At 43.7% G+C, this 14,071-nt stretch carries 5 protein-coding genes; 4 read left to right on the top strand and 1 reads right to left on the bottom strand.

The window, feature by feature from the left end; translation table 11 throughout:
- Positions 1 to 41 precede the first annotated feature (41 nt).
- Entirely contained in the window at positions 42 to 626 is a 585-nt protein-coding gene (locus tag M2444_RS10995) for a GNAT family N-acetyltransferase (protein ID WP_280786949.1), read from the bottom strand.
- Positions 627 to 883: 257 nt separating this feature from the next.
- Here M2444_RS10995 and M2444_RS10990 point away from each other — a divergent pair, with 257 nt between their 5' ends.
- From M2444_RS10990 to M2444_RS10975, 4 genes are all read left to right on the top strand, one after another.
- Complete coding sequence (locus tag M2444_RS10990; RefSeq protein ID WP_280786948.1) at positions 884 to 4,642, top strand: alpha-L-arabinofuranosidase C-terminal domain-containing protein; 3,759 nt, start codon at positions 884 to 886, stop codon at positions 4,640 to 4,642.
- Between the two features lie 258 nt (positions 4,643 to 4,900).
- Positions 4,901 to 5,422, top strand: coding sequence for a serine O-acetyltransferase (locus M2444_RS10985; protein ID WP_280786947.1), 522 nt, complete (start codon positions 4,901 to 4,903; stop codon positions 5,420 to 5,422).
- Between the two features lie 110 nt (positions 5,423 to 5,532).
- Positions 5,533 to 7,365 carry a UbiD family decarboxylase gene (locus M2444_RS10980; RefSeq protein ID WP_280786946.1) on the top strand — a complete coding sequence of 611 codons (1,833 nt, stop codon included), beginning with the start codon at positions 5,533 to 5,535 and terminating at the stop codon, positions 7,363 to 7,365.
- Between the two features lie 234 nt (positions 7,366 to 7,599).
- A complete protein-coding gene (locus tag M2444_RS10975) occupies positions 7,600 to 13,971 on the top strand; it encodes a rhamnogalacturonan lyase family protein (RefSeq protein ID WP_280787054.1) in 6,372 nt (2,123 codons plus the stop codon).
- The last annotated feature ends 100 nt before the right edge of the window (positions 13,972 to 14,071 follow it).

The following is a 14,071-nucleotide window of genomic DNA, read 5'->3' as shown; positions in this document are numbered from 1 at the left end:
GAGCTGCCTGAGATTATTCAGGCAGCTCTTTTCTTATTCCATTACCACTTAGAGAGCTGGTAATAATTATAGCTTTCATTTTCAATCGTAATTTCATTAATTAAGTCAAAGTCACATTTTTGTATGACTCTAATTGAGGGTGTATTATGTACCAGAGCAATAGCGTTTAATACATCGGTAGATGTGTGCTCAAATAAAAATTTAATCAGTCCCTTGGCAGCTTGTGTAGTATACCCTTTGCCGCGATGATCCTTGGATATGGCATACATAATCTCTCTGTTCGGAGCGGGTAATTCATCCTTCATACCTGTACAACACCAACCGATAAACTCATTCGTCTCTTTTAAAATAATGCCTAAGCGAAGACGAAGCTCCCCGATATTTCCATCCGCTGAGACTGCTTGCAGAAACTGTTGGTTTTCTTTTATTTCATAGTTTATTAACCAATCTAGCCGTTGCTCTTTAGGGACATTCCAGTCGGGCAGAAATTCTATGATTTCAGGCTGCGTGGTAAGTGCATGAAACTCATCTAAATCCTCCAAGCTAAACTCTCGTAACAGGATATCTTTACATTCAATGGTAAATAAATCGCGTTTTGTTGATTCATAACCTACATGGGTATTCATTTTTCATCTCTCCTTCATGCATTCTAATTCATTTTATCATGAATAAAAGGGTCTATTTGGTAAATTTTAATTATAAAAATGTTTTCTTTTATTTCATAAAAATATTAATTAGTTAATATATTAATTGATTATAAAGTGTGTTATTATGTTTCGTATAAAGGTTAAATGATTCACGGTTGGAACGGTTTTGTCGTAGTAATCAGTAGATTGGTTAGGATTTTATGATTTCTAATACAAAAGATGACAGGTGATCTTCTATGAACAATGACAACAGTAACAAATCTATTAATAGTAATTTGATAGCGTATTATAAGTTTGATAACCCCGATCATGTAGGTCAAGATTACTCAGGGAATGGGAACGATGGAACCGCTTCAGGGACTAAGCTGCCCTCCATTCAGACGGTAGCGGGTAGAAGTGCTGTTTCACTAGCGGGTGGAGAACATGGCACATCCTATATTTCTTTGCCGGATGATCTTCTTAAAGAGGTCAGCGACGAAACTGGCCTTACTGTATCGACTTGGATGCATGTAAGTAGTGGTGGGAGCTTATGGGAAAGACTTTTTGATTTCGGCAAAGGCGAAACGGGTCCTTATATTTTTTTAACACGAAATTTCCGGGGAACTTGTTTTGCAGGGGAAGATTTAGTCGCAGATCCTGGGAAATCCTTTACTGCTGGTGAATGGGTACATGTCGCTTTTGCGGTCACTGGAACAAAAGGTGGAACACTAAGCAGTGCAGGACCTGTAGTGTTTATAAATGGTGAGGTCGTTGCGGACGGAATGATCAGTCAGACTTCCAGCGGTACATATGCTAAGCTGCGCACATGGTTTGCTACATTTGAGGACCAAGGAAATTATAGTAACAATACGATCGGAAGGTCTCAGTACAGTGCAGATGTGGATTTCGGAGGCTCTCTAGCGGACTTCCGTGTATATAAAGCGGGTTTAACGCAGGACGAAGTGATTGAGATTATGTGTGAATCGTTGACTGATGAAGATATCGTTAAGCTTGCAAAAGATAAATATTTAACCTTCACTAGCTCCATCATCACCAAAGATATCGAATTGCCCGCTACGCTCATGGGCGGAAAAGTTAACGTGTCTTGGGTGTCCAGCGATTCAGCAATCCTTTCTAATGAGGGCATTCTGAATAAAACAGTCCAATCTGCGCAAGGTGTAACGCTTACCGCGCTTTTGAAAAAAGGTGACAGTGTAGTAGAAAAGAGCTTCAATGTGTCTGTGCTCCCAGAAGGGTTGCCACCTTACACTTTAACGATCGATGGGAACCTTGAGATTTTGGATGTTAGCGATGTTCTATATGGCCTTTTCTATGAGGATATTAATAATGCAGCAGACGGTGGGATTTATGCAGAGCTAGTGCAGAATCGTTCCTTTGAGTCATTTGCTTTTGACAGCTATTCACATGTATGTGGGGTGCATGGGACTTCAACGGGAAGAAATTATACACCTTTGCATGCATGGTCTGGTGACACGGATAAAATGACGGTTCATCATACAGGCGGATTAAATGATTTCTTCGGAATCGAAGATAAAGATATGAATGCTCATTATGTGACAGTGGCAGATGGCGCGACGATTAAGAATAGAGGCTTTGCGGATTCCAATCAGCACTGCTCCATGTTTATTCAGAAGGATGCTAAGTATAACTTCACCATTTGGGCGAAGGCAGAGGCAGCGGGAACAATCACCCTGCAATTGCTCGACAAAGACGGTAAAGCCATTAGCGATACGGCGGTGGTTGAGGTGAACGATGACGGTAACTGGAAGAAATATGGCGTGGCTTCTAAGCTTGTATTAACAGGATCTGAAACTGTACTCGGTCAGCTGGCGTTAACCTTTAACGGTGAGATTTCCATTGATATGGTCTCCTTAATGCCGGAAGAGGTTTGGGGCGCTGGGGAAGAAGAACGTTCTGCTACAGCTCATGCGAACTATAAAGGGAATCCGAACTATAGACTTAGAAAAGACTTAGTGAATGCACTCGTTGATCTTCATCCGACGTTCTTGCGTTTCCCTGGAGGCTGTATTTCTGAAGGGTCTCATATTTGGGAGAATGTGTACGATTGGAAAGAATCCGTCAACGACATTGAGCTTCGCAAAGAGAACTATAATGTATGGGGCTACATGATGACGATGGGGCTTGGCTATATGGAGTATTTCCAATTGGCCGAGGATTTGAATGCAACACCACTTCCTGTTATGGCCTGCGGGGTACTCTGTCAAGCACGTTCGGATTATGCGAATCCTGCTGGTGGTGCATTAAGAGACTATTATGTGAAGAACTTTACGGATCTGATTGATTTTGCGATAAGCATGGATTTTGACAATAACGAGTGGGCCGCTTTGCGTAAAAAGATGGGCCATGAAGCAGCGTTTGACCTGCGTTACTTGGGTGTGGGGAATGAAAACTGGGGAACAGAGTTTTTTGCTAACTTCGAATATTTTAAAATAACAATTGATGAATATATGGTGAAGAACTACCCTGATCATGAACTGACCATTCTTTCTACGGTTGGCGCACAAGCAGATGATGATGCCTATCAACAAGGCTGGAAATTCCTAAGCGGAAATCTACAAGGCTCGGAACAGATCAGCTTCACGGATGGAACATCGAGTATTGAAGAGACGGTTACCTGGTATGAGAAACAAAAGAACTACATGGATACCATTGCGGACGAGCATTACTACCGTTCCAACGAGTATTTGTTAGAGAATGCGGATCGCTACAATTACTATTACAGAGCTTATAAAGAAGACGGCAGTTTGGACGAGGCTGAAACTTCGAAGGTTTTTGTGGGTGAATATGCTTCGACAGATAAAAATACATTAGCAGGAGCGATTGCTGAGGCGGCGATTATGTCCAGCTTCGAGAATAACGCTGATGTGATTAGACTAGCTGCAACGGCACCTTTGTTCAATAAGGTATTAACAGATGGCACCTACAGATGGACACCAGATTGCATTTGGTTTGATGATGAAACTGTATGGTACACGCCGAACTACTATGTTCAACAGCTGTACGCTAAATATCTCGGCACCAAAGTGGTTGGCACATCGTTCTCGACCTATCGCAACGGGGAAAAGGTAGACCTCATTCCTCACGGAGGAATTGAAGTGGCTGCCGGAAAAGCATCAGTGGTTGTGAAGCGGTTGGAGGTTACTTCGAATACGGATGGAAGCGTTATGTTTGAGCAAGATTTTACACAACCGCTGCATGAAGCTTGGAAAGTCATTCCTGGCTCTGCCGGATATACGATTGATCCTTCCAAAGGTCTAGTCTTGAAGGCACAGAACAGCGGGCTGAATGGATTGTATATCCTCAATGACACGTGGACTAATTATAAAGTAGAGGTTGTTCTTGAAAGAGCTTCCGGCGAAGATGGCTTCTATGTAGGTGCAGGTCTGACAGACATTTCACCAGAAAATAAAGATGTTATCGAATATGCGATTGGTTATAATGGCGATGCCACAGGAGTCAAGGTGTACAAGCAAGGGATTGAGGCTTATACGCTCGGCGATTATTCCTCTAGTACAGCAGCAGGTAACCTGAGAGCAAGTTGCTATGAAGAGCTGGCGGATCATACGGCATATACCATCACTGTTAATTATGGTGGAGCAGATGGCAAGCATTTGATTTGCTCTTACACAGATGGCAAGACAACAAGTAAAGTGCTTGATTATAAGCTCGAAGCGTATAACAGAGAAGTATACAATTCCGTTACTAAAGATGATAAGCATCTCTATATGAAGCTTGTGAATGCGGATCGTGTAGAGAAAGCAACGAAGCTTGAATTGAAAGGCTTAAACGTAGCTACTACCGGTAAATGGATTACTTTAACAGGCGATGCTTCGCTGATTCACACCCCTAATGTGAACAGAAAAAATGATGAGAAGGTTACTCCGGTTGAAACAGAAATCATGTTTAATAAAGACACTGCAATTGTAAATCTAGCTGCCCATTCTGTGAACGTGATTGTTCTGGACCTTATTTAATAGAATAGATAGCATTCAGCGCGCGCCGATATCACCTCGGCGCGTGTTGTTGTTTAGGAAGGCTTGTAATGGGTTGATGTTTATATAGGGAGAACTGTCCACTTCTTGATGAATCTCTGAATCTAACTTACACTGGTGAAAGCACAATCACCCGAATGACTCTCCATCCTGCGAACCTCCCAGTTAATTTTCACCTCATAGCTGCTTTCATTTCACGAGAATATAGTTCATATCTTGCCCCTATAGGAGGATGATACAATGATGAAATCATTCAAAATGGACTGGAAGGCAAATCTAAAAAATCCACAAACGATTATGGCTTTGTTTACTTATCGTTTTGGAAATTGGGTGTATTATCGGGTGAAAAGTGGCTTGATCCGCAAACCTTTGTGGCTCCTATACCGAATAATGGATGTGCTGTTTGTTCGAATTGTTGCCAGTGGAGAGCTTCATGCAGAGGCTCAAATTGGTGATGCGCTTCATTTACCGCATGGGTTAAATGGCATTATCATTAGTCCTAAAGCGGTGATTGGAAACAACGCTACTATTTTTCACCAAGTGACCATTGGGGGGAGAAATAACTTAGGGGAACCTGTGATTGGTGATAGAGCATTTATCGGAGTAGGTTCTAAGATACTTGGCCCGATTACGCTGGGGAATGATGTTAATATCGGAGCGATGTCAGTTGTGGTTAAGGATGTGCCGGATAATGCTTCGGCCGTAGGGATTCCTGCCAGAAATATTTTGCGAGATGAACCTAAACCTGAATATACAAGATAACGGCGGGATGTTCTAGTACATAGGGTATCGCTTTATTTTAATAAGTTACAGGGTATAATTAAAACATCCAAGAAATCTTGTAATAACCTTCTAGAGATCGGAGTAATGAAATGAAATATAGCAATTTAGAAGAGTGTGTAAATGATTTAGAGAAACATGGACATTTGGTTCGTATTCGTGAAGAAGTGGATCCCTATCTGGAGATGGCCGCAATTCACTTGAAGGTTTATGAAGCCGGTGGGCCTGCATTATTATTTGAAAATGTAAAAGGCTCGAAGTTTCGTGCGGTGTCTAACCTTTTTGGAACGATTGAGCGCAGTAAGTTTATCTTTCGGCGTACCTGGAACTCCACACATAACGTAATTGCACTTCGTAACGATCCTATGAAAGCACTCAAAAATCCTTTTAAATATGTAGGGACAGGACTATCCGCGAGAAAAGCATTGCCTATCAAAAAGCCAGGGGGTCTGCCAAGTGGTTTTCAGGAAATCAGTATTTCTGATCTTCCGCTGATCACACATTGGCCAGAGGATGGTGGCGCTTTTGTCACATTGCCGCAAGTGTATTCCGAAGATCCAGACAAGCCAGGCATTATGAATTCCAATCTGGGCATGTACCGCGTTCAGTTGAATGGCAATGATTATGAACTCAATAAAGAGGTTGGTATTCATTATCAGATTCATCGCGGTATCGGCGTTCACCAAGAAAGAGCCAATCGAAAAGGAGAACCCCTTAAAGTGAGCTGCTTCATCGGCGGACCTCCAGCGCATACGTTATCGGCTGTAATGCCTTTGCCAGAGGGAATGAGTGAGATGATCGTTGCAGGTTTACTTTCGGGACGTCATTTTAGCTATAGCTATGTAGATGGATATTGCATTAGTAATGATGCAGATTTTGTGATCACAGGGGAAATTCATCCTGGTGAGACGAAGCCGGAAGGGCCTTTTGGTGATCATTTAGGATATTACAGCTTAGTTCATCCTTTTCCAGTTATGAAAGTACATAAAGTGTACGCTAAAAAGAATGCCATCTTTCCATTTACGGTTGTCGGCAGACCACCACAAGAGGATACCGCTTTTGGTGAGTTAATTCACGAGTTGACGGGCGGAGCTATTCGACAAGAAATCCCGGGTGTCAAAGAAGTTCACGCCGTTGATGCTGCGGGAGTTCATCCCCTTTTATTTGCGATTGGCAGTGAACGTTATACGCCTTATCAGCAAGTGAAGCAGCCAGCAGAGATTCTTACCATTGCAAATCGGATTTTGGGTACAGGCCAGCTTAGTTTAGCTAAGTTTTTATTTATTACAGCCGAAGAACAACAGCCTATTAGTACACATGATGTTGAAGATTTCTTGACGTATATTCTGGAGCGAATTAATCTTCGAAGAGATATTCATTTCTATACGAATACAACGATTGATACCCTTGATTATTCCGGCACAGGATTAAACAGCGGGAGTAAGGTGATTTTCGCTGCAGTTGGGGAGAAGAAAAGAGAGCTAAGTACAGAGGTTCCTGGCATTTTTCAAGAACAACAAGGATTTGAACATGCGCGTATGGTAATGCCGGGTCTCGTGGCGCTTCAAGGCTCTAAATTCACTACTTACGCTGAAGCAGCGCAGGAAATGAACAAGCTTAGCGAAGCGATTCAAGAAGAGGGAGCACTCCCATCTTGTCCGATGATTATTGTGTGTGATGATAGCGAGTTCTTAAGTGATAGAATTGAGAATTTCCTATGGGCGACGTTCACGCGCAGCAATCCTTCTCATGATATATATGGCGTGAACAGTTCAACGGAGTATAAGCATTGGTCATGTGATAACGTGATTATTGATGCGCGTGTAAAACCTCATCAAGCGCCACCATTAATTCCAGATCAAGCGGTTCAAAAGCATATCGAACGATTATTTGCTCCGGGTGGCAGCTTAAACGGTAAGATCTAACCATAACTCAAAGACCTTCTTGGGAAACCAAGGGGTCTTTTTGCTGTTTTTTGAAATGATTTTACTCATATGAAATTAAAAATGTATAGGTGTATTCTGGGTTTTATGTCCCAGCTTGTCACGAAATCGTAGGATTTTATAACTAGAGGCGAGTGAATTGAACGGTTTAGTGTACGATAAACTCTGTTTTTTAAATGTTCATAGTGAAACTTAGGTGGTAGTATCGTGTTGGATATGAGTGCATCTGGAAATGATTATCCAGAAAAGTGTCTGAGCAAGGAGGAGGGGATACGCGCACGAAGAGAACTTATATTTGAAGAACGAATGACAATGAAGTTTATTGTAAGCGTTTACTACAGCAGGGCCAGATGCGTACTAAGTTCTTTCAATCCTAAGAAAGCGGGTGAAGCACGGAAGATGAAGAGAAATAAAATGGGGAATAAAATACTTATTGTGTTATTGTCGTGGGTCTTCATTTGTTCATCTCTATTTCCCTCTACAACCTTTGGAGTGCAACCAGCCAGTGCGGATTCAGGTCCAATAACTTTGCGATATGATTTTGGAACGGCAACAAGTCCTGTAATGAGTAGTTATACAGCTGTGCATGAATCTAAGCTGTATACGAAGGAGCTAGGATATGGTCTAGATCAGGCGGTTGCCTCAAGAAATCGCTCGGGCGGAGATGAACTGACTAATGATTTTGTATTGGGATTGTCTTACGCCTTTCTAGTGGATCTTCCTAATGGGGATTACGATGTGACTGTATTCTCAGGAGATTTATTGGCAGGCACAAGTACAACTAAAACTACGATTACCTTAGAAGGTGTTACGGCTGGTTCAATAAGCAGCAAGCAGGCTGTAAATCAAGCCACCTACCGCACGGCTGTCCATGACGGTCAACTGACCGTTGGCATTACGGGTACAGGGGTTGGCGGGTATTTAAATGGACTTATGATTCAGCAAATCGTGCCGGGTCCACTGCAGGCTCCTGAGAGCTTAGCGGTTACGAATCTCTCGCCCGCTGCGGTCTCCCTCGGGTGGAGCAGCGTGACAGAAGCAGTCTATTACAATATATATCGGACAGAGCTTCCTAGCGGGGCTATTCAATCGATTGGTCAAGTTGCTGTGACCAACTACGTGGATTCAGACGTAAATCAAGGCAGTGGCTACATCTATAATGTGTCTGCTGTTAAAGGCAGCGGTGAGGAGTCTGCTTGGAGTGCATCTGTGACAGTAGATAAAATTCCGGAGGCAGAGGTTCCGGAAGCACCAACGGGCCTTTCGATTGTCAGCGTAGGTGCGAGTTCTGTTCAGCTAAGTTGGAACAACGTGGCGGGAGCTACCCGTTATACAATCTTAAGATCTGATTCAGCAGATGGATCCTTCCAGGAGATTGGGCAGTCGGAAAAGACGACATTTACGGATGTAGCAGTAGATACCTCTAAGCGTCAATATTTTGGGGTAAAAGCTGCTAATGGTCAAGGACAATCCCAGTTATCTAACAAAGTGGAAAGTATGGTATACACGCCACCTGTAACATTGCCAGAAGGAAATGTATATTCCTTTGATTTTGGCCCAGGTGCTGCGGCGGAAGGTTATCTTAAGGTCGATGCGGGGGTATCTTATTCCTCTGCGGTTAAATATGGATTTACGGATATATCAAAGGTAACTGCTGTAGACCGGGGAACCTCTGATCCTTTACGATCGGATTTGGTGGTCCCTAAGGATACTGCCTTTAATGTAGATTTACCGAATGGTGACTATACTGTGTCACTTATCGCTGGAGATAGCGCCGGAGATACGGACATTGGCATCAAAGTAGAATCCATTCAAAAAGTTCAACAGACGAGCAAAACATCAGGTCAGTATTTGGAAATGAGCTTTGACATCGCTTTGGTGGATGGACAAATGAACTTGGCGTTCTCTGGCACTAAGCCTAATATCAATGCACTGGTGATTACTAAGCAGCCAGACCGTCCTGCTAATGAATTGCCTACAGTTTATATTGCGGGTGATTCAACTGTGCAGACTTATGATCCTTACTGGATACCACAGGCTGGCTGGGGACAAATGATTCCTGATTTCTTTAGTGAGGAAGTAACGTTTAAGAATCACGCTATAGGAGGCCGCAGCTCTAAGTCATTTATTGTTGAGGGGCGGCTGGATGAAGTACTGCGAAAGATACAGCCAGGTGATTATTTCCTTATCCAATTTGGTCACAATGACGCAACGATCAGCGTTCCTGATCGGTATGCCTCTCCAGCAGATTATAAAAATTATTTAAAAACGTATGTCGAGGGAGCCAGACAAAGAGGAGCGACTCCGATTCTGGTGACCCCGATGGGACGTAGAGATTATAATGCTGCCACGGAACAATTTAATGTGAGTTTCCCTGAATATGTGCAGGCAATGAAAGAGGTAACGAATGAGCTGCATGTGGAATTGGTTGATCTTAGCGCGCTAAGTGTCGCTTATTACAACGCGATCGGTTTTGCAGCTACACGATCGGTGTTCCTTCACCTCGATGCAGGGATATATGGTGCTTTCCCGAATGGGTCGACAGACGATACTCACTTTCAAGAGTACGGAGCGATTCAAATGGCTCGTCTGCTGGCCAAAGGAATAGAGCAATTAAACATTCCGCTCTCCAGTTTTGTAGAGGACATTAAGCAGCCAGAAACAGTGCCTGCCAAGCCAAAAGGTCTTGTAGCGGGAAGTATCAGTAATGCAGGTGCAGTACTGAAATGGGATAATGTAGAGGGCGCTGATATTTATAAAATCTATCGTAAGCTGGCGTCAGAAGCTGAAACTGCTTACGTATTGGCGGGAACTGCCACTATTCCAGCTTTAACATTAAGCGGAATGGCGGAAGGTAACAGTTACTCCATTCGAGTGACTGCAGTAAACGGGTTAGGTGAGTCTGAGCCTTCAGATGAAGTTAAGCTGACTACGAAGTCCGCACAATATCGTTATGATTTTGGACCTGTTGGCTCACCCGTTGCCGCCGGTTATACGGAAGTGAACCGTAATGTACTTTATACAACAGAACGTGGTTATGGCTTGTCCTCAAGTGAAGGTATGAGTGATCGAGATCGCGGTAGTGCGACTGATGCACTTCGTAGAGATTTCGTAATCTATTTTGGAGGCTCGTATGAATTTAAAGTGGATTTACCGAATGGTTATTATTCCGTTAAGACTTATACCGGAGATTGGATTGGTTCTACCAAGACGAACGTAGCGATTGAAGGCAAAGATTATGGAACAGTCTCCTCAGGTAAGGAAAATATTGCTGAGAAGCTGTATAACCAGATCGCTGTCAAAGACGGTCAGATGAATCTTGTTTTTAGCGGCACAACGGCTCATCTCAATGGACTTGAAATCACACCTCTATTATTAGCCCCAACGAATCTGAAACTAGGTAGTCTGGACTTAAACAATGAGCCTATCGCAGCTAAACTATCTTGGGATGGTATGGATAGTGCGCTGAGATACCGAGTTTATCGTCAAGCAACGGTTTCGAACAGTGCAGAGCTGCTGGGCGAGACAACAGAGCCGCTTTACACAGATACCACTGCGGATATCGGTATGGAATACATCTATACGGTAACTTCGGTAGATAGCACGGGACTGGAATCCGTAACATCTAATGCCTTAAAGGTTTCTATGATTGATCCATCTGTAGCAAAAGCAGCCGTACCTAGTGGTCTAGCAGTACAATCTACGAACAAAAATGATGTGACCTTTACATGGAATGAGGTATCGGATGCAAGGATGTTCAACATTTATCGTGCGAAATCCGCGGATGGTGAGTTCATTCTAATCGGCAAATCATTCGAAGCTTCATACACAGACACCACCATTCTAAGTACAATTCCTTACTATTACAAAGTTGCCTCGGTAAATGCAGGCGGTATCTCTGATCTTTCCGCTACGCTGGAAACCTCAGCAGTGACAACACTATATCGGAAGATGGAGGCGCTGGATCGTGCGCCTGTAGCGGTTAAGACAGATGAGGGCATTTATATCAGCTGGCGGATGTTAGGTCTGGACCCGGAATCGATCGGTTTCAATCTGTATCGCGGGGAAGAGAAGCTAAATGATTCGTTGATTACGCAAAGCACGAACTATCTCGATCCTTCCGGCACAGCTGATGCCAAATATAGAATCACATCGGTATACAATGGAATCGAAAAATCTGTTTCAGAAGAATTCAGCGTATGGCAGAAGCAGTACCTATCAGTTCCCTTGCAAAAACCAGCAGATGATTACACTAAAGACGGTCAGCCTTATACGTATAGTGCAGGGGATGCAAGTCTAGGGGATGTGGATGGTGATGGGGTCTACGAAATCATCATGTTATGGTCGCCTTCGAACAGCAAAGATAACTCCCAGGCAGGTTATACAGGACTAGTCTATATGGATGCTTACAAGCTAGATGGCACACGTTTATGGCGGATTAATTTAGGGCCTAATATTCGTGCTGGTGCACATTATTCACCGTTCATGGTTTACGATTTGGACAGTGATGGGCGTGCTGAGATTATGATGAAGACAGCAGATGGTACGGTTGATGGTCAAGGTACTTTGATCGGTGATGCTAGTGCAGACTATCGCAACAGCTCGGGTTATGTGCTCCTCGGCAATGAGTATTTAACAGTGTTCGAAGGGGCAACAGGCCGGGCAATGGATACGGTTAGTTATGATCCGCCGCGTGGTGATGTGGGCGCTTGGGGCGATGCCTATGGTAATCGGGTGGACCGCTTTTTGGCAGCTATAGCTTATTTAGACGGTGAACAGCCAAGCGTGATTTTCAGTCGTGGTTATTACACTAGAACTGTACTTGCAGCGTATAACTATCGCGTAGGTAAGCTAGAGAAGGTATGGCGATTTGATAGTAATGAAGAAGGGTATGGCGATTACGCAGGGCAAGGGAACCATAATCTTTCAGTAGGAGATGTAGATGGTGACGGTAAGGACGAAATAACCTTCGGCGCGATGGCCATCGATGATGATGGATTGCCGCTGTACAATACAAAGCTTGGTCATGGGGATGCGATCCATTTCGGAGATCTTGATCCAACCAGACCGGGGCTGGAGGTCTTTGATGTACATGAGCATACCGATTCCAAGTTTGGTATTGAAATGCGTGATGCAGCTACAGGGGAAACCTTATGGGGTGTGTTCACAGGAATTGATACTGGACGCGGAATGTCAGCAGATATTGACCCGCGTTATGCTGGGGAAGAGGTATGGGCTGCAACGATCACCAATGAAGTGCAGATCCCTGTTACAGGCGTATACAGTGCTCAGGGAGAGCTAATTACGAATAAGCTGCCTTCCTCTACGAATTTCGGCATTTGGTGGGATGGTGATCTTTTACGGGAATTGCTGGATTCTAATCGAGTGGATAAGTGGGATTACACCAACCAGACAACAGCTAATTTGTTGACGGCTACTGGAGCTTCTTCTAATAATGGCACTAAGGCGAACCCAAGCTTACAGGCGGATCTGTTCGGGGATTGGCGTGAAGAAGTGATCTGGCGCGCAACGGACAGTTCTGAATTACGAATCTATACAACAACGGATATGACAGATTATCGTATTCGCACTTTGATGCATGATCCGATCTACCGACTGGGAGTGGCTTGGCAGAACGTGGGTTATAATCAACCTCCGCATCCTGGATTCTTTCTTGGCGAAGGCATGGAACAACCTGCGGCGCCAAAAATTCAATATGTTGGTTCACCGGGGGAAACAGAAGATACTACACCACCTGCAATTACGGGTTTACCTTCTACTCAAATGAGTGAATCGGAGGTTTTGAAAATACAGGTCGTAGCAGAAGATCCTGAATCGGGTGTTCGTAGTTTGGATATCACCTTTGATGGAAAAGAAGTTGCCTATGGTGATGAGATTGCCCTAACAGGACTTACGGGATCACATACGTTCATCGCAACAGCTGTGAATAACGCTGGACTCTCGACGACAGAACAAGTAATTATAGTCGTAAATGGGTCGCAGAAGGCTACAGGAATTCCGGGGCGACCGGTCCTATCCAATAACAATGGGCAGGATACAGGACTCTTGGATGGTGATTACAAAATCACAATGAACATGTGGTGGGGCAATAATGGTACGGTCTACAAGCTATATGAGAACGGTACTTTAATAGACACGCAAACCTTACGCGATGACTCCCCAACCGCACAGACCGCAGTGACTAGTGTTACTGGAAAAGAAAACGGTACCTACACCTACACGGCTGAGCTAACTAATTCATTTGGAACAACGGTATCTACTTCTCATATGGTTATTGTGAAGGATGCTGCACCAGGTAAGCCAGTGTTATCTAATGACAACTGGGATGGTGATGGAGAGTATAAAGTGACCATGAATCTATGGTGGGGGATGAACGGCAAAGTGTATCGCTTGTATGAGAATGGAGTGCTTATCGATACACAAACTTTAACAGCAAATACTCCGAATGCCCAAATGGCTTCTACTTCGATCACGAATCGATCTCCAGGTGTTTATGAATACCGTGTAGAACTGATGAATAATCAAGGCGTAAGTGAAAGTACAGTTATGAAAGTCACGGTAAAATAACTAAGCAATAGTTAAAAATGCGCCTACGTCGGTAATATCCGGCTAGGCGCTTTTTCGAGATTATCTAAGAATTAAAGGATTCTGCAAGACTATTTTCACT

This window comes from Paenibacillus sp. PastF-3 (assembly GCF_029893135.1).
Lineage (GTDB): Bacteria > Bacillota > Bacilli > Paenibacillales > Paenibacillaceae > Paenibacillus_AQ > Paenibacillus_AQ nitricinens.
The sequence above is the reverse complement of the archived record's forward strand: the minus strand, read 5'-3'. Positions and strand labels throughout refer to the sequence as shown.